Here is a 19,412-nt window from a genome sequence, read left to right on the forward strand (position 1 = left end):
GTGCAGTTTGTCAAATCGAGCAGAGCCTGTCTTGAGTTGGTGAAAGTAATAAATACAATAATTATGCAGTTTGTCAAATCGAGCGCAGTCGAGATTGTTTTATTAAACAAGAGTTCAATTGAAATGGGTCTCGACTGCGCTCGATCTGACAAAGTAAATCGAGCAGAGCCTGTCTTGAGTTGGCCGAGGGATCGAGAGTGGATTAGTTTAACAAAAGGGTAATGATAAATCCTATAATTATGCAGCTTGTCAAATCGAGCAGAGCCTGTCCCGAGTTGGCCGAGGGATCGAGATTGTATATTAAACAAGAGTTCAATTGAAATGGGTCTCGACTGCGCTCGACCTGACAAAACGAATCGAGATTGTTTTTTAAACAATAGTGCATTGGAAAAGGGTCTCGACTGCGCTCGACCTGACAATGTAGATCGAGATTTTTATGTACAAGGATTAGAGGTTGAAAATTTTAGCAGCGTAAAGGTTAAAGTAAAGGGAATGATTTATGAAATTCTACTATGTTTATATTTTGTGTTGTAATGATAATTCTTTTTATGTGGGTATCACCTCAGATGTTGAAAGAAGGTTGAATGAACATAATGCGGGTAAATATCCTGAGGCATATACACATTCTAGAAGACCTGTAACATTAGTTTTTGTTCAGGAATTTATGGATCCTAATCAGGCAATTGTATTTGAGAAAAAAATTAAAAAATGGAGTAAAGTAAAAAAACAAGCTTTAATTGATGGAGATTTTGATAGGTTGCAAGTGCTTTCAGAGTGCAGAAATGCAACGCATTGTAAATATAACCCCCATAATGATAATGGGATAGAGTAAAAAATAATGTTATGAAGAAAAAGAACTAATGTCAAATTGAATGTTCTTCCTTAGCTTGTCCAGGGATAAAATCCTTCTTAAATAAAACCATCAAGCAAAGGGATTGTTTTACACTAAAAAGGGATTACTAACAGGGTGCTAAGTAAACATTTTCTTTTAAGCAGCGATACTCCCCTCTCCAGAGGGGCCGGGGGTGTGTTTTCTGTTGGAGAGCATGTTTTAATTCCTAAACTAAAAACGTCAATGATAGCGGAATCCAAGGGCGAAATACAACTTAAACAAAAACGCATGGATAGTGTTTTTTGTGTAGTGAAACGAAACAGTAAAGGAAAGCGAACGGTTTTTTAAGCGAACGGCCTCTCAAGGACTCCATGCCGTTTTTTGGAGGACAATCACTCGAACGGACGAAATTTCATTTTAAAAAACTAATGTCACCCAATGAGTTTAAATTTAGGCTATGTACCAATCAGATCATTTAGGAAACGGTTTTGAATATTTGTCCCTAGAGCAACCCGACGATTATGAAGGCAAAGTTAAGGCTACTTTAGTTCGGAAACAGGGGAGAATAACTACAGGGAAGGCCGTGTTGTACGTGCATGGTTTCAATGATTATTTTTTTCAAACCGAAATGGCTCATGCGTATTTAGCGCAGGGGGTAACTTTTTATGCACTGGATTTGCGTAAACACGGGCGTTCCAAATTACCGCATCAAAAGCACAACAACATGCGCAATCTATCCGAGTTTTATGCCGATGTGGATGCAGCATTAACTCAAATACAAACAGAAGGGCAAAAACAAATTTTGTTGTCAGGGCATTCAACCGGTGGGTTGTTGCTAACGTTATATGCTGCTGATCGAAAGGGAAAAGAGCAGTTTGAAGCCTTATTTTGCAACAGTCCATTTTATGATTGGAACCTGCCTAAATGGGTAAAACGTTGGGGTGTACCAATATTGGCATTTTGTGGCAAACACTTTCCCGATTGGCCATTACAACTTTCGTTGTCCACATTTTATGGCTATAGTTTACATCGCGAAAAGTATGGGGAGTGGGAGTACAATCTGGATTGGAAGCCCCATAAATTGCCTGCGATTTGGGCAGGTTGGGTACGAGGGGTGTATCAGGGACACCAACGCATAAAAAAGGGGGTGTCCATAGGGGTGCCTGTATTAATATTACATTCGGAAAAATCGGTTTTTGACAAAAGTTGGAGTCCTCTTTTTCTAGAAGGCGATGCCGTTTTAAATGTACAGGATATCCAAGCGGGAGCTTTGAAGTGTGAAGCGCCTCATCGTAGCTGTATAGCCATAGCAGGAGGATTGCACGATTTGTTTTTGTCTTCGCAACCGGTTAGGGAAAAAGCCTACCAAGTCTTGTTTCATTGGTTGTCCCAAAACACGGCTATGCTCGATCAAAAGCAAGGACAGTAAAGGCTTTGGGTAAAAAAAATAACGGACAAATCTTGATTTGTCCGTTAGCTAATTTTGAAGTATTCGATCCTAGGCTTAATTCGTGTACTTTCCTATATTGGAATAATCCCAAGTTCTAGCAGCCGAAAGAATCCACTCTGAATCTGTCGCTGAGGTTCCTTTAGATTTTGCCCAATCCGTATTGGGTTGGGTGATGGTTTTCTTTCTGAAGATAGTATTGTTGCGAGTTTCAGCTTTTTCACCTGCAATGTCCCACATAAAATTATTTCTCGAAGAGCTACTAGCGGTAGCAGTTACTCTTGCTACTTTTGGGCTGCCGAACACATCAATAATTTTATATTTTACTCCGTTTAAAGTATGGGGGCCTGCGGCATCTTTTTTCAATAAGGCAATAGCACTATTCCCACTTAATTGTAGTGGTTTGCTGGCATCGGCATTAGCAGTACTTGTGGTACCCCAAGTCACATCCCCTTTAACAAACGCAGCATCAGCTTGTACGGAAGCAATAACATGTGTTTTTACACTCGCTAAAGATCCTGTTAATAGCAAATAATTAGTTGCATCAGTAAAAGACCATTCTGCTAAAGTAGCCTCATCAGTTGTGGCTTGATACCCGATAGCATAGTTCGATAAATCGATAGCATTATCGGTGCCGTTATACAACTCAATGTAATGATTTCTTTTACCTCCAGCATTGGGATCGGTATTGATAAAGGTGGCAATTTCAGAAATCAATATTTCTTGGTAAGGATTCGTAGGGGTGGTACTACTTCCAGTAAAGAAACCAACATTGGTATAATCCCAAGCTCTTGCTGGCGAAATATTCCATTCAGAATTCGAGGCGGAGCTCCCTTTTGAAACTGCCCAATCCGTATTGGGTTTTCTAATGGTACTTTTTCTAGTAAAGGTATTGTTTCGGGTTTCAGCACTTTCTCCAGCGATGGTCCACATGAAATTATTTCTAGAAGATGAAGTCGCAGCCGTTACGCGTGCTACTTTTGGACTGCCAAAGACATCGATGATTTTATATTTTTCTCCATTTAGAGTGTGGGTGCCCGCAGCATCTTTTTTCAATAAAGCGATAGCGCTATTCCCACTCAATTGTAGGGGTTTGCTAGCATCGGCACTTGCGGTACTGCTAGTTCCCCAAGTAACATTACTTTTGATAATAGCAGGATCGGCTTGAACGGAAGCAATCACATAGGCTTTTTGAGTAGCCAAACTACCACTTAGTTGTAGGTAATTGTTCGGGTCAGTAAAAGACCATTCCGCTAAGGTGGACTCGTCTGAAGTGGCTTGATAACCAATCGCGTAGTTCGATAGGTCTATCACTTTATCGGTTCCGTTATAAAGCTCTACGTAATGATTTCTTTTAGAATTATCAGTATTGATAAAGGTGGCAATTTCAGAAATTAACAATTCCTCAAAGCTATCCGTTGGTACTTCAGGATCAATAATGGGCTCCTCGGTAAATTCCGAAGAACATCCCATGAAGAAGAAGACACTCAATATGCTGGTATAAATATATTTTTTCATGATAATAAGTTTAGAAGGTTAATTGTACGCCCAAATTGGTGTTCCAGTTGGAGGTAGAAACAGGTTCCACTTTGCGATCAATGTAAGTAGTGTTCAAGCCAATTTTTAAGGCATTGTTTTTAAGGTATTTGTTGATGCCTACGGTGTACCAATTTTCTTTTTGAATCAAGGAGGTGGCCGAATCTACTTCGGGTTCGATGAAGGAAACTCGAGTGTCAAAAGCCCATCCGCTTCGAGTTACATAAGACGATTGTAGGTTCACCCCATATCCCATGTTGTATTTAGAAGCCGAAGTCTCCGCATTCAAAAGGGTGGAAGCCGAACTGTTGCTGTATAAGTTTTTACCATTAACCGAGGCATTGGTATATTCTCCAATAAAAGAGAATCCTTTATATTTCACGATGAAATCAGTAACCACTTTTCGGTAATCCGCATAAGCGGCTTTACCGTCTTTGTCAAATATTCCGGTGATGCTATTATTCCCACTACCTCTAGCTTCACTAGCTTGTACGTTATAACTTCCCGCTACTCCAAAAGCAATTTTAAGAGAAGGTTCATAGTACAAATCGTGACTGATAAACGCATTGTTTTTGATAAAATCACCCAAAGGCATAATGTCTAATCGTCCTCCGTATTTGAGTCCAGAATTGGATTGTTCCCCAAAGGAAATAGGTCCATCACCTGAGGTAATCGATACCGAAGGATAAATGCGCATAGTCCCTATGGTGAAATTGGTTTCAATAAACAATCCCCCCTCGCGAGTGGCCCCTACAAAGTTTTGCATCATCCCGCCATAGGCAATACCATCATTGGATTGTCCGGCTATGGTTTGTGCAATGTTTTGAGCAAAGCGTTCGTCTTCTATGGCCAAACGGTTGTTGGTATTGGTGCGTTTTTCACCAAAGTACAAATAGGCATTTTTTTTGTATAAATTGAGGCCTACCCAAGCTTCTAATAATCCTTTGGTTCCGGTAAAATCAGTGACCAATCCAATACGAGCCTTGTCATTCAAAAAGGATCCGTTCAAATAGATGCGCGCCATGTTGATCGACATTCTACTGTTGTTTTCGGTATCGGTACCATTATCGGTTTTAATGAAGGCAGCGCCGGATTGAATAGTTCCAGAGACGTTAATCACCGTTTTGTTTTTCTTGCCTACATTGATAAAGGTGCCTTCTCCATTTTTATAAATAAAGGTAGAATCGGTTTTTTTGACTTCCTTTATTTCTTGTGCATTACTATAAGTACTGAGGAGTAATAATGCAGCGATGGTATAAGTAAGTATGTTTTGCATGATAAATTAATTTTGTAGTTGTACGATTTGACTCAAATTCACGCGTAATAGTCGTAACCTATCCGAATTGGGTAGCGTTTTTAAAATCTTGTTTTGGTATAACGAATTGTTGCCTTCTGGTTCTAACAAATCCACCACGGTATTGCCCATTTTTTGATGGGCTTTGATCAAAATGGAACGGGCGGGAACGGAGAGGGTTTCTTTTTGTATTTCAAATTTGCCATTCTCTTTTTGTACATAGGTTTCGACCTCCATATCATACGCTTTTTCAGTAACCGAAAATTCAATTCCAGAAGTTCTTAAAACGTTGAACAAGGGCTTGCTTTTAGTGATAATGACATAGCCTTCGGGTCTTTTTCTAGTCGCTTCCACAAGTTGATTGTTGTTGTCTTTGGCTAAGAATTTATAAATAGAGTACTCATTGGTACAGGTATTTATGAATTGAAAATTAGACTCAATCATGGTAGGTTTTGAGGCAATGACAATGTCGGTTTTACCTTCTAGTGCTTTTTGATGGGCTTTTTCAACGGTGGCTTTAAGGGTTTCCGAAAGACGGTTAGCGATTTCCAAATAGGATAAAGCAGCCAGCGTGGAAGTTTCGATTCTTCGTTTTACCGCTTTTTCTTTCTCGGTTACCCCGCGAATTTCCATCAAAATAGAGATTCTGTTCTGCAACGCATAATTCGTAGCGCTAGAACGAGAAGTAATTCCGCCAATGTTTAGAATAACTTGATTGTCCATACGTTGGGAAGAACTATAGTTTCTAACCACTCTGTTGTTTTTTTTCAACACGGCTTTGGTAGGCACCACAAAATCATTTTCAATCATTTTACGAATGTTTTCATCTACATTGAGATTACCCGAGTACAAAAACATGGCATCATACGAAGAAGTCAAACAATCGTCTAGATCCAAGAAATCTTTTCGTTGCGGGTTGTACTCGTGAAAATCAATCACCACATGGGGATCAAAGGTATTGATGGCATTTTTAACATTTACGGTTTCAGGTACATTCAAGATACCTAAATTGCGATTCAAATCGGTTTCGTCATTTGAAAATCGAGTTTCATCTTTATGCCCGTCTACGTTTACAATAGGAATAATTTGTACAATTGCTTTGTCTAAATAGGCACTATAGCTTGGGTTTTCAAGGATTTCATAAATGGTATTCAACATGGCGTCTGTGCTGATGGGTTCGTCCCCATGCATACTGCCTAAAAACGTAACCCGTACTTTTTGGGTATCACTGATAGTGCTTTTTCGGTTGAGAGTAACCACTGGGGTGTTGTTTCCTCTTTGCGACTTGCCAATGTTGGAAACGCTCATCACATTAGGATACTTTACCGCTAAATTGTCTAAAAACTTCAGCACATTAGTATAGCTAGTATAATAATCACTGCCGTTGGTAATGGGTACCGGAAGTTGTTTTTCAGGGTCTGGAAAAAATTTGGTATAAATGTCGTTTTCTTGAGCGTTGAGGTGCATGGCAAAAAGAAAACCAACTACTGTGATGAATATTTTTTTCATAATTATAATTGTATGGTTAACATAATTTGACCGTATAAATAATCCTTATCGCCTCCTTTGATATTGGATTTGCCAATTTCTGTTTGGATTTTCAAATCGTGACCTGCAAGATATTTGGTAGCCACAAGGGAGTAGTTTTTGTCGTACGTATCGAAGGAATTGGATACTTCATCTTGGAATAATTGGGTATAACGCAAGCCAAACGACCAGTTAGAAGGCAATAAATAGCCCGCTTGAACATTGAAACCGGACCCTAAGTTCAATCGAGAAAGTACTTTATTCTTGGATTCTTCAAGGGTGCCTGTAAAGGGGGTGAATTTTCCAGACAAGGAGAATTCTCCTGCAATATTGTTAGGGACACTGGCGTGGGTCATAAAATAACTGCCTAGAGAATAAAAACCTCGGTATTTGAACATATAATCAACGCCAAATTTTTGATAATCGGGCAATACGATATTTTGATTGGCATCACCATACAAATAGCGTCCTCCATTGGTGCCTTTGGCCGAAGTTTGTCCGTCGTTATAGCTGTACACGGCACCAATTACTAGTTTGGGTTTTTTCTCTCTGGCCAAATCTTCCATATAAAATTCGCCTAGTTTTGAGAAAGCACCAAAGGGAAGATAATCCAAACGGGCGCCATATTTAAACCCACCATAATTTTTGGATAATCCGGATTGTCCTTCTCCTGTAGTAATGGAAACATAGGGTTTGAATAATTGTCCTGCCACTCTAAATTGACCTTGATAACGAATTCCGTAATCAAATATCGCGTCAAAAGCGCTTGAGAGTTCACTTCGTTCAATGAACCCTAATACTTCACCTTCAATTCGGGTTTCTCTGGAATCTAAATAATCAGCTCTTAGCCCAAAATTGATGCGGTGTCCTTTGGCAGGGCGATATTCGATGTAAGCATCTTGCATCAGGTTGTTGAAGGAACGAGATCCCGAAGTAGTGCTTTGATAATCTGAAGCAAAATTCAAGCGAATTCTGTAATACAATTTTTTATCAAAAAGGTTACCGCTTACTTTCATACGCGCTCTTCGGATTCTGAACTGCGAATTCATCGTTTCAAAATCGTTGGAGGTATTCATTAGATATAAAGATTGAACGCTTTGGGTAATGTTCATCGAGGAACCATTTTCAGAAATAAAATTGATCCCATCTCCAATGTTGTAATTCCTTTTTAAACGGACGATACTAGAGGTTGAGTCTAGGTTAATTTCCTCATCATTATCATAGTTATCTTTGTCATCATCTTGAGCATAAGTAGTGGCTCCAAAGACAAAACACAACAATACGATGAGGTAATGATTTAGTTTTGTTACATTCATAGTGTGGATGTTAATTAATTTTTTGTTTCAAAATTTCCATAAACAAGGATGTCTCCATCTTTCATCATTTGTTTACCTCTTGCGATTACATCTGTCAGTTGTAAATCGGTAGTGAAAGCACAAAAATCGGCGTCGAAGCCTACTTTTATACTTCCTTTATGTTTTAAGGCTAAATTTTTGGCAGGATTGGTAGTGATTAATTTGAAGGCTTGTTCAATGGATAGTTTACCTTCTTGTACCAACAATACCACTTGTTTTAAATTCAAATGGATCGGGGCTTTTTTGAATCCGATAGTTACGCCTTGTTCGTTGACAATTCCGATACCAGCATTACCATCGCTACTGAAGGTCATCTTGTCTATTGATACCCCTTTTTCTAGAGCATAGAGCACCGATTTGTAGGGGTCGGTGTATTTTGTTCCGCCTGAAGTAATGTCGATCATACCGCCCAATTTGGCAAACTCAATGGCCTGTTCAAATAAGGGAAGGGTACGACCCACGTGTGTAGGAGAAATATGCTCGATTGGGAATTCGTATTTTTGAACCAACTCCAACAAAACATCCATTCTAGAACTCAGCGCGCCAAGATGAATATGAAGAATCCCTTTTTTTCCTGCAATTAGGCCGCCCACTCGTACTTGTTTTAATTCGCGAAGTAAATCAATGGCTTCAGGGTACGAAGATCGTTCATCACTGATGGCTACTTTGCACCCTACTACTTTGTCAATGAAAATCATATCGTCTTGAATAGATTGGGTAAAGGTCACCGCATCCAAACCAAAATAACTGGTCAAGATATAGGCCGAAATACCTTCGGATTCTAAAGATTTGGCTTTGGCATATAAGGTTTTGATGCTTCTTGCGCTGCCATCAGTACCTAGTAATCCTACTACAGTTGTGGTACCACAAGCAATAAACTCGCTCAACATGATTTCGGGCGTCATAGACCCAAAGCCATGTTTGCCTCCAGCGCCTGTAATGTGCACATGTTGGTCAATTAAACCTGGAGTCACGATTTTGCCATTAAAATCTATCACTTCCGAGAATAGCGTCGAAACTTCAATAGTATCCTCTATGGCAACTATTTTTTCTCCGGCGATAAGAATGTCTTTTTTGCCTAAAAATTCTGGGGCATAAACGGTGGCGTTTTGAATAAGTTTTAACATAGCTATAGTATAAAGTGTTGAACAAGCATTACTAATAGGGCCACAACAAACGGAATGGCATTGCGTTTGGCAATATCAAAAGGGGACACTTTGGCGATTTCTGAGGTGGATAACAGCACACCCGAAATAGGAGAAACCGTTCTCCCCATCGAAGCCGCAAATTCCATGGGTAAAATCATGTGTGTGGTAGAAACAGCCAATTCTCCGGTAAGTTTTGGTACCAAAGGACCAAAGGCAAAAAAGGCCGCATTACCACTTCCCATCAAAATAGAAGCTAAGAAAATCATCAGCGCCATGACGATACTAATCCCATCTGCACCTAAACCAAGACTTTGTGAACTACTGATTAATCCATCAATGAACATCAAACTGATTAATCCTTTGGAGAATATTTCGGCAGCGATGATAAGGGTTACTACCGATTTAAATATATCGCCCATACCATTAAAGAACAGTTTCAAGGAATTAAAAACCACTTTGATATCTCGGGTTCGAACCGCTTCAAAAACGAGTCCTACGAACACGCAAAAGATCATAACCATAGTGGTGTTTACGTGGATTGGTGTTTTGAAAAATTGGAACAAATCAGAAAACACCAATAATATAATAAGGGGTAAAACCGGAATAATTGCATAGAATACCGGTACTTTTAATTCGATTTCTTTGCTTTCAACCGCTGTAACTTCTGCGGTCATTTTTTTGTCATAATACCTGTTGACAAAATAATAGGTAATCATTAAGCTTATGGTCAACGGGATCATTAAGGGAATTTGGGAGCCAAAAAAATGGGCAACCGAATTCGTTTCAATAATTTTAACCGAGCGAGCCGTAATGACCGAGGCAGGCCCCACTCCAAAAGCCGTACAAGCCGTAATTACTGAAGCTGCCGAAAGGCGACTTACTCCCAAATTGACCATAATGGGAAAGATGGAAGCCATCAATAAAAGTGCTAAACCCGCGGCCGAGGGAATGCATATAAACAGAAATTGCCCAATTGGAATTACCAATGAGGCAATAATGTAGGGGTATTTTTTGAGTAAAGATAAGGGCTTCATGGCCAGGTACACCAAAGCATCCGAAGCGCCAATTTTATCGATAAAGGCTACAAATCCACCAATAGCCATAATCATCAAACCCACATTAGCATTGGTCTGACTGAAGGCGACACTGATGTATTCAAAAATGTCAAAAAAGGCCGAGCCTGTGGGTTTGTCTAGTTTTGGCATTTCAAAACCTAAGACCGCGGCGACACCAAGCATGAGCAGTCCGCCAATAAGTAAGACGGCATGGGCATAATAGTTTTTGATTAACAATCTTGCCACTACGGCAATGAAAACAATCGAGAGTAAGGAACCTAGTACTAGCATAATAGTAGAATGAATTAAGTGATGATCAATTGTTATTTAGTTGATGCTAAGAGGTTTAGAATAGTATAAATATAATGGAATTTGTTGATTTACAAGGGTATACTACTATTAAATTTTATAAAAAAAGATAAAAGGGTACACTGCAAGGCCTTATCTGTTACAAATTTATGGGGCCCATAAGTCGGGAGAAATGACATAAGTCAGTATTTTCTGTTTTGTGTTTTAATTAACGTCAACTGTTAATACCATGCCAATTTTAGTGGAAAAAGACCCTGATTTGGATCCCTGCCCTAGAGAGAACTTGAGTTGGTCTACCTGTTTTTTACTGAGTTAAAAATGCCATTAAAGGCAATACTTCAAGTTTGCAGCCCCATTCATCATGTCGAAGCAAAGAGGATAAATTATTTTAGGTTTCTTCGTGTTATCCTTAGGATCATGGCAAAGGTTAACCCAAGTGGTGGGTGGGTTTTTGTTTTGTTAACAAAATGTAAAATTTATTAAATAATTCATATAAAATTAACAAAACTAATAGAGTTTACACTTTGTATAATTCTTAATTTTTTTAATTAATACAGTTGAATTGTTGTGTTATTTTAATTTATAGTTGTTGAATTGTGATATAATCCCTTTTTTTGATGAAATTTATTTTTTTAAATAAAAAAATAAAATCAATACTTATTTTTTTATGTTTGTATTTCTTTAACACTCTATTTATTTCAAAATATAAATATGAATACATCCAAAATAGCGCCTGATGAAGCATTGACCTTAGCTGAAATTGCAGCGGGCAATGAATGGGTCTATAGTCAATTGGTGGGGAAATATTGGCAAAAAGTGGTCCTACATGCCCTAAGTTTTGTGAAATCCTATCCCATTGCAGAAGAATTGGCGCAAGATGTATTCATTCAAATCTGGGAAAAAAGAGAAAAACTAGCCCAAGTTCAACAGTTCGACAATTATCTTTTTATCGTTAGCAGAAACCTAATCATTTCCCATATCCGTAAAAAACTGGTAGAAACCGCTTCCTTAAAAGAAGAAAAGTTACAAGAAATGTTTTTCAAGCCCGACGATCAATTCGAATACCAAGAATTGAATACCATCATCCTTAAAGGGGCTAATCTGTTGACCGATCCCAGAAAAACTATTTTCCTCCTCAGCAGAATGGAAGGAAAAGATACCGATTATATCAGTAAAGAATTAGGATTGGCCAAACGCACCATTAGATGGCATCTGTTAGAAGCACTTAACTTTTTGAGAGTGCATGTGAATCAACAATATGGCTGGTGTTTTTGGATATTTTTTGTGGTATCTGTATTTTTTTTCTGCAGTTAAGGGTTTTATTATCAGCGATTTGAAATTTTTTTTCATTTTTTTTCATTTTTTCATTGCCACTTTTCTAACGGTATCTCGTCTTTAATATAGAAAGGGAGGCATACGACCTAATCAATAAATTATGTATCAGAAAAAGACATTTAAAAAATTAATGCATCGCTATCAATTGGGTGTGCTGTCCACAGAGGAAAAAGCTCAGTTGCTGCAGATGCTAGACGACCCACAATACAGTAAGGTGTTAGATGCCGTACTGCGCCAAAACTATGAGGCTACGCCAAATACCTTTGCTGATACTCCCGCGACAGAAGCCTTTGTAGAGGCGATAAGGGAAAGAATGAACAACAAGTCCGAAACCGAAGACGCCAAGCTTACTTTTTGGAATTGGCAAAAAATAGCTGTGGCGGCTAGTATTGTGGTGTGCTTGGGCTTGGGGGTCTTCAAATACATTCAAACTCCTAGCGTACCTACTGTAACATTACATGAGAAAAATCAGATTGCACCGGCTACAGCTGGCGCTATACTTACCTTGGCAGATGGCTCACAAATAGTGTTGGATAGTGTAGCAAATGGTATTTTGGCCGAACAAAACCATACTTCAGTTGTCAAAAAAGAAGGGACCTTGGTGTATTCGGCAAACCAAACAAGCAAAGCCGCAAGGAACAGCATGCAAACACCTAGAGGCAGACAATACCAGTTGGTACTAGCCGATGGAACCAAAGTATGGCTCAATGCCGCCTCATCGATCACGTTTCCAACCGCTTTTGTAGGCAAAGAAAGAAAAGTAACCCTCAGCGGGGAGGCGTATTTTGAAGTAGCCAAAGACCCAAAACATCCTTTTATCGTGGATACTAGAGGAATGGAAGTACGTGTATTGGGAACGCATTTCAATATTAACAGTTATAAAGAAGACAAAATCACCCAAACCACCCTAATAGAAGGAAGCGTACAAGTAAGTCAAAACAACCGCAAAGTGCTATTGCAACCCGGACAACAAGCAGCACTAAAAGCAACGGGTGAATTCCAGGTGAAAAAACTAGAGCATCTAGAAGAAGTGCTCGCTTGGAAAAACGGACAGTTTTATTTTAACAACGCCAGCCTCGAAAAGGTGATGCAACAACTCAGCCGATGGTATGATGTAGATGTAGTCTTTGAAAAAGGAGTGCCGCAACGCAACTTTGATGGTGAAATAAGCCGGGATTTAAATCTGGATCAAGTGTTAAAAGTATTAGAAACCAATAACATTCATTTTAAAATGGAAGGAAAAATAGTAAGGGTGTTGCCTTAAAATCGAATTGATTTGTGATTCCAAAAAAAAAACCAGCAAATGTTGGAAGCATTGCTGGCCTATTCTTACAAAGAAGAAAAAAATTGGAATAACAAATAAATAACCAAGCAAGGAAATTTTATTATTAACCAAATTCTCTACAAAAGTATGAAATTATTACGAAAATGCAAGACAAGAAATTCTTGGCTTACTCCTAAATTATGGAAAATTATGAAATTATCAACCGTTTTGATAATTGTTTTCACATTTAATGTTGCCGCTTCTGTTTCTTCTCAAACGGTAACCTTTTCCGGAAAAAACATGTCGGCCAAAAAAGTGTTAAATGTTATAAAGGAACAAACCGACTATGTCTTTTTTTATGATGTTACAATTTTAAGTCAAGTCAAACCCGTTTCAATTGAGGTGAAAAATGCTTCTATTGAAAATGTTTTGCAAAAAGTATTCAAAAATGCTCCAGTAAAATGGATCATTCAAGGCAATATCATTTCATTAGTACCCAAAAGCGTTGCAAAACCCTTAACTTCAAAATCGGCCGAGATCGAAAAAAAGATCAAAGGAAAGGTAGTAAACGAAAAGGGCGAACCATTACCTGGCGTAAACATTGTTGCCAAAGGCACTAAAATATCCACTCAAACAGATTTCGAGGGAACGTTTGTACTCACTCTACCCGATGAGGTGACCGAATTAGTAATTACCTACATCGGCTTACAAGAACAAGTGGTAAAAGTAGTGGGAGAGGATGATCTTTTTATCATCATGAAAGAAGTGGGCCAACAAATGAATGAAGTAATTGTGGTAGGGTATGGCTCCCAAAACCGTCGTGCTGTAACCACTTCTGTTTCAAAATTAGATAAAAAAGTATTAGAAAATATTCCGTATTCCAATGTTACCCAAGCTTTGCAAGGTAACGTGAGTGGGGTGATTGTGCGTACCGCTTCGGGGCAGCCTGGGAAAGCCTCAAATATCTTGGTGCGTGGGGGTACCTCAATTGACAACCCTGCAGGCGCCACACCATTGTATATCGTGGATGGCGTAATTCGTATGCAAATAGACGACATCAACCCAGCCGATATCGCCTCTTTACAAGTGCTAAAAGATGCCGCTTCGACCTCTATCTACGGAGCACGTGGATCCAATGGGGTAGTAATCATTACCACAGCCAACGGAAAATCGGGTAAAACTAGAATTTCCTATGGGTATTCTACTATGTTGAGTCAAATCAACAAAAAATACAACTTTTTGAAAGGCGAAGACTTCATCAGATTGTCACGTTTAGGAGTGAAAAATGCGGCAGACATCTTAGGAGGAACTCGTCCTAATGCGAGAGACAATCAATTGCTAGGCGCAACGCCTTACGGTACCGGAAACAACCTAACCGGAACAACTCCTTTTGCATCCTTGTCCAAAGCCTCTCTCGCTGCGGCGGATGTAACGACTTTGTTGGCCAAAGGATGGCAAGAAATGGCTGATCCTTTAAATCCAACAAATACCATCATGTTTAAAAGCACCGATTGGAATGATGTATTGTTCCAAGATGCGTTGACTCAAAATCATTATCTCAACTTTAGTGGAGGCAATGAGGAGTCGCTATTCGATTTGAGCTTGGGGTATTTAAAAGGAGACGGTATCACCATTTTTACCGGCTACGAACGTTTTACTTCCAAATTGAACGCCTCCTTTAAACTAGCAGAAAACTTTACCATTGATGGAAAAATGTTGTATGCACGTTCCAACAACAACCAAGTGGTGAGCAACAGTGTGGTGTTTAACCGTTATTTAGGAAATGCACCTACTACCAAATTTTTGTTTGAAGACGGAACCTTAGCACCAGGTCAAAACAACATCAACGGTAACCCATTATACCAAATGGGGAAAGTAAAAGGGATTAATGAAAATGAAAAACTGCAATTGGCCGTGGATGGTGATTTGAGAATTACCAAAGATTTGAATTTTGTGCCCTCCATGTCCTTATACAGTGAGAACAATTCAGGAAATGTGTTTCAACAAGCGTTTTTAAGTGGAACTGGGGTGTTAGACAACACGAGAAATGCTTCTCAGTTTAACAACCGTTATTTCCAAACTCAATTCGAAGGAGTGTTTACCTATAGAAAAGACTTGGAGCGTATTGGAAATTTTGAAGCCAAATTGGGTGCCTCAAACTACAATAGGGTAATAAAAGCATTTAATGCCGCAGGAAAAGGAAGTGCCTCCGATTTGACTCAAACCCTAGATTCGTCACCTATTCCTGTTTCGGTCTTTGCCAATAATTCTAAATTAATCATCAATGGGGTTTTTGGAAGACTCAATTACGACTACAAAGGAAAGTATTTGTTTACCGGTTCTTTTCGTTATGATGGTGCTTCGAACTTAGGTCCCGACAATAAATTTGGATTTTTCCCAGGGGTTTCTGTGGGTTGGAATGCACATGAAGAAGCATTTTGGAGTCATGTGCCGAAAATCGTTTCGTCTTTGAAATTGAGAGCCAGTTATGGAGTAAATGGTAACCTAGGTACCTTGGGCGATTTTCAAGCGGGTGGATTGTATTCAGGGTCAACCAACGGTTTGGCCAACAATTACAATGGACAATCGGCTATCGTAAACGCGCAAATTGCGAACCCTGGTTTGAAATGGGAACAATCCAGAACCAACAATATTGGGTTTGACCTTGGCGTGCATCAAGATAAAATTCGTGTAATTGGCGATTTCTATAACAAATTAACTTCCGATTTGTTGACCAACTTAACCTTGCCTTCTAATAGTGGTTTCTCAACCGTGTTGACCAATTTAGGAGGACTAAGAAGTAAAGGTTTCGAAATGGAAATCATGGGAGCGATATACAATGACGAGGATTTAAAAATCAATGCCGGATTTATCATTTCTCACAACGTAAATACAATCGAAAAACTACCCTTCAACGGCAACTTGAACAATCGAATTGGAGGAACTCAAATTTGGGATCCCAAAACCAATGCCTATGTGTTTGTTGGAGGATTACAAGAAGGGCAAAAAATTGGCGATTTCTACGCGCACCAACAAGTGAAAATTTTGGCAACGCAAGCTGAAGCTGATGCCTACAATGCCCAGTACAAAGATACATATGTAGGAAAGACAGCAGCAACTGGAGGCAATCCTAACGGAATCAAATTTCCAGGGGATGCCATTTTTGAAGATACCGATGGCAATAAAATCATCGATAGTAGAGACCGTAAATTCATGGGAAATATGTTCCCAAAATATGTGGGGGGATTCAATTTTGATGTGGCTTACAAAGGCTTTTCATTAAACGTTAGAACCGATTACTCTTTAGGGGCTACCATTTATAACGAAGCCAGAGCCCGTTTCATTGGACAATTTCAAGGAAATTATGGCTTGTTGGCCGAAAGTTTGAAATCATGGCAAAAAGAAGGGGATATTACCGATGTGCCTCGCTATCGTTGGGCCGATCAAACCAATCAAAACAACTTGTTCCGTTCAGAAGCCAGTGGAGCGGCCTATAATACCAACATGTTCCAAGGCAACAGCAGGTATTATGAAAGTGGCGATTTCCTTTGCCTAAGAGAAATTACTTTAGGCTACACAGTTCCGAAAGCCTTCACCGAGAAAGTAAAACTTTCCTCAGCTAGACTTTATGTTACAGGTAGTAATTTGTACTATTTTACAAAATACACCGGATTAAGCCCTGAAGTTCAGGGTATTGATGGAGGGTCCAGCCAAGGACTCAACTCAGCAGGGGCTACAGGTACGTATCCTGTACCGAGAAACATCATCTTTGGTGTAAACATCAGTCTATAATTTTAAATTCAACATCATGAAAAACAAACATTTTATATATATCTTTTTATTGGCAGGATTGGGATTTTTGAATTCTTGCGTCGATGACTTAGAACTAGAATCAGAAAGTAGTATTACGGCCAATGCTTTTTGGAAAACGGAAGACGATGCCAAAGCAGCAGTCAATGGTTTGTACTACAATTTTAGAACCCAAACCCAACAAAATTACTATCTTTTGGGAGGAGCACGTAGCGCCGAAATCAAAGGAGGGGTGCAATCGCCGCTGAATTTGGCCAATTATTACAACAACAACCTAACAGCTCAAAATGTAGATGTGGATTGGAGCGGATTGTATACCGTGGTGCAACAAGCCAATTTGATTATTAAAAATGTGCCAAAAATTACTTTTAGCGCAGCTACAGCTAAAGAACAAAAAAGGTACTTGGCTCAAGCCTATACGATGAGAGCCTTAGCGTATTTTATCATGGCACGTTCCTGGGGAGGGGTGCCAATCGTTACGACCCCAACGGAGAATACCAATCAAAACGAATACATTGTTCCTAGAAACAGCTTGGAAGAAACGTTTGCTTTTATCAAATCGGATCTAGAATTGGCTTTGAGCAATTTTCCTGACGAAACAAATAATAAAGTACAATTGTCAAAGTCGGCGGCCAATGCGCTGAAAGCGGATGTGTTCTTGTGGACCGCAAAACAATTGAACGGGGGAACTGCCGATTTAAATGTAGCACTTAGTGCTATCGACGCCATCCCTCCTTTATCCTTATTGCCTAATTTTAAGGATGTATTTAGTTATGCCAACAAAGGAAATGCCGAAGTTTTGTTCGCCATTCGTTATTCTTTAACCGATGTGACTTCAAACTTATTAGACAACTGGAACTCTTTTATGTATGTAGGTCCTGCAGATTACCCAGGGGCTACCGCAGCGGCAGCTACCGCCATGTTTGGAACCTTGGGGTCAGGTTCAGGTAATGCAGGTATTTCTAGAGTACAACCCGATCCGTCTCGATTTAACTTTTCGGCTACAGATACCCGAAAAGACGCCACTTTTCTCACGCTTCGCAATACAGCCAACACGGCCGACGTAGTAACTGGTTTGGTGAAATACAACGGGACGGTAGACGGAACATTAAGACGTTTTACCAGCGATATCATCATTTACCGTTGGGCCGACATCTTGTTGATGAAAGCCGAAATCAAAAACGCTTTAGGTCAAAACCCTACAACCGAAATGAACCTAGTGATGCAAAGAGCCGATGCGGCTGCAAGTTTTACAAACGGTACGCAAGCAGCTAATGATGATGCCATCTTAAACGAAAGGCTGAAAGAATTGGCCTTTGAAGGCAAAGCTTGGTGGGATATCGTGCGTTTTAATAAAACATCGCTGGTGCCATCTATGACCGGGAAACCAATTTACTTCCCAATCTCTCAAAACACCATCAATTACAACCCTAAAGTAAAACAAAATTCAGGGTACTAAGTAAACCTTTTTTTAATGGAATACAGACTGAGTCGACAACTATCCAATGTTCGACTTAGTCTTGTATATTCCAAACATAACACAGTATTTATCATGGAATTCTCTCATTTAGAAGGACTTATAGCAGCTCCATTTACCCCTTTTAATGAAAAAGGGCAGTTGGACACCACCCTCATACCAACCTATTATAAGTTCTTAAAACACAATAAAGTAACTGGGGCTTTTATTAATGGATCTACAGGCGAAGGCGTGAGCATTACCCTTGCAGAAAAAAAAGCCGTGGCGCAAGCCTGGGCCGAGGCTTCCCATCACGATCCCGATTTTAAAGTAATGGCCTTTCTTGGAGGCACCTGTCTGCAAGATTGTATCGACTTGGCCCAACAGGCTGAAGCACTCGGATTGTATGCCGTTTCGTTTACCGCGCCTTTCTATTTTAAACCAGCCAATGTAGACATGCTAGCACAAGCATGTCGTAAGGTAGCCGAAAGTGTACCCAATATGCCATTTTATTATTATCATATTCCAGTATTAACAGGCGTGAATTTCCCCATGTTCGATCTGGTTCAAATCCTAGACGAGACCTTGCCCAATTTTGCCGGTATCAAATACACACACGAAGATTTTATGGATTTTCAAAGCTGTATGAGTTTTAAAGAAGGCAAATACGACATGCTTTGGGGCAGAGACGAAAACATGCTTTCTGCACTGGTGCTTGGAGCCAAAGGAGCGGTGGGAAGTACGTTCAATTACGCCGCACCCTTGTATCATGATTTGATGGCTGCGTTTGAAAACAACAGGCTGGAAGAGGCTAGAAAATTGCAACAACGCTCAATTGATATGATCCGATTGTTAGGTAAATATGGCGGAATTGCTGTAGGTAAAGCCTATATGAAATGCGTTGGCTTGGATCTAGGAACTTTTCGCCTTCCAGTCAAAAATATGAATGACTCTCAATGGGAAGCCTTCCAACAGGATGTAGCCGGTTTGAATTTCGACCAGTTCAAATCTGAAATGTTTGCTGAAGAATAATGAAACTCAGCA

General features: G+C 39.6%; 13 protein-coding genes. 7 read left to right on the forward strand and 6 right to left on the reverse strand.

The window, feature by feature from the left end:
• Nucleotides 1-499 precede the first annotated feature (499 nt).
• Nucleotides 500-832 carry a GIY-YIG nuclease family protein gene (locus ACZIX2_RS13160; RefSeq protein ID WP_463340560.1) on the forward strand — a complete coding sequence of 111 codons (333 nt, stop codon included), beginning with the start codon at nt 500-502 and terminating at the stop codon, nt 830-832.
• Between the two features lie 457 nt (nt 833-1,289).
• Complete coding sequence (locus tag ACZIX2_RS13165) at nt 1,290-2,261, forward strand: alpha/beta hydrolase (RefSeq protein ID WP_463340561.1); 972 nt, start codon at nt 1,290-1,292, stop codon at nt 2,259-2,261.
• Between the two features lie 75 nt (nt 2,262-2,336).
• Here ACZIX2_RS13165 and ACZIX2_RS13170 read toward each other — a convergent pair whose 3' ends face one another.
• From ACZIX2_RS13170 to dcuC, 6 genes are read right to left on the reverse strand one after another with little or no spacing between them, the layout of a single operon-like run.
• Entirely contained in the window at nt 2,337-3,797 is a 1,461-nt protein-coding gene (locus tag ACZIX2_RS13170) for a lamin tail domain-containing protein (RefSeq protein WP_463340562.1), read from the reverse strand.
• A 10-nt stretch (nt 3,798-3,807) separates the two neighbouring features.
• Nucleotides 3,808-5,091: a hypothetical protein gene (locus tag ACZIX2_RS13175; RefSeq protein WP_463340563.1), complete on the reverse strand. Its 1,284-nt coding sequence runs from the start codon at nt 5,089-5,091 to the stop codon at nt 3,808-3,810.
• A gap of 6 nt (nt 5,092-5,097) precedes the next feature.
• Complete coding sequence (locus ACZIX2_RS13180; RefSeq protein WP_463340564.1) at nt 5,098-6,618, reverse strand: M14 family zinc carboxypeptidase; 1,521 nt, start codon at nt 6,616-6,618, stop codon at nt 5,098-5,100.
• 2 nt (nt 6,619-6,620) lie between these two features.
• A complete protein-coding gene (locus tag ACZIX2_RS13185; RefSeq protein WP_463340565.1) occupies nt 6,621-7,952 on the reverse strand; it encodes a porin in 1,332 nt (443 codons plus the stop codon).
• Between the two features lie 14 nt (nt 7,953-7,966).
• On the reverse strand, nt 7,967-9,118 hold the full coding sequence (gene iadA / locus ACZIX2_RS13190; RefSeq protein ID WP_463340566.1) for a beta-aspartyl-peptidase: 1,152 nt from the start codon (nt 9,116-9,118) through the stop codon (nt 7,967-7,969).
• Between the two features lie 2 nt (nt 9,119-9,120).
• Entirely contained in the window at nt 9,121-10,485 is a 1,365-nt protein-coding gene (gene dcuC, locus ACZIX2_RS13195) for a C4-dicarboxylate transporter DcuC (protein ID WP_463340567.1), read from the reverse strand.
• A 729-nt stretch (nt 10,486-11,214) separates the two neighbouring features.
• Here dcuC and ACZIX2_RS13200 point away from each other — a divergent pair.
• The 5 genes from ACZIX2_RS13200 (at nt 11,215) to ACZIX2_RS13220 (ending at nt 19,400) form a co-directional block, all read left to right on the forward strand.
• Nucleotides 11,215-11,817: a sigma-70 family RNA polymerase sigma factor gene (locus tag ACZIX2_RS13200; protein WP_463340568.1), complete on the forward strand. Its 603-nt coding sequence runs from the start codon at nt 11,215-11,217 to the stop codon at nt 11,815-11,817.
• A gap of 121 nt (nt 11,818-11,938) precedes the next feature.
• On the forward strand, nt 11,939-13,102 hold the full coding sequence (locus tag ACZIX2_RS13205) for a FecR domain-containing protein (protein ID WP_463340569.1): 1,164 nt from the start codon (nt 11,939-11,941) through the stop codon (nt 13,100-13,102).
• Nucleotides 13,103-13,312: 210 nt separating this feature from the next.
• Nucleotides 13,313-16,894: a TonB-dependent receptor gene (locus ACZIX2_RS13210; RefSeq protein ID WP_463340570.1), complete on the forward strand. Its 3,582-nt coding sequence runs from the start codon at nt 13,313-13,315 to the stop codon at nt 16,892-16,894.
• 16 nt (nt 16,895-16,910) lie between these two features.
• Nucleotides 16,911-18,371 carry a RagB/SusD family nutrient uptake outer membrane protein gene (locus ACZIX2_RS13215; RefSeq protein WP_463340571.1) on the forward strand — a complete coding sequence of 487 codons (1,461 nt, stop codon included), beginning with the start codon at nt 16,911-16,913 and terminating at the stop codon, nt 18,369-18,371.
• A gap of 15 nt (nt 18,372-18,386) precedes the next feature.
• Nucleotides 18,387-19,400, forward strand: a complete 1,014-nt coding sequence (locus ACZIX2_RS13220; protein ID WP_463340572.1) for a dihydrodipicolinate synthase family protein — start codon at nt 18,387-18,389, stop codon at nt 19,398-19,400.
• Nucleotides 19,401-19,412: the final 12 nt, after the last annotated feature.

This window comes from Flavobacterium riviphilum (assembly GCF_055231795.1).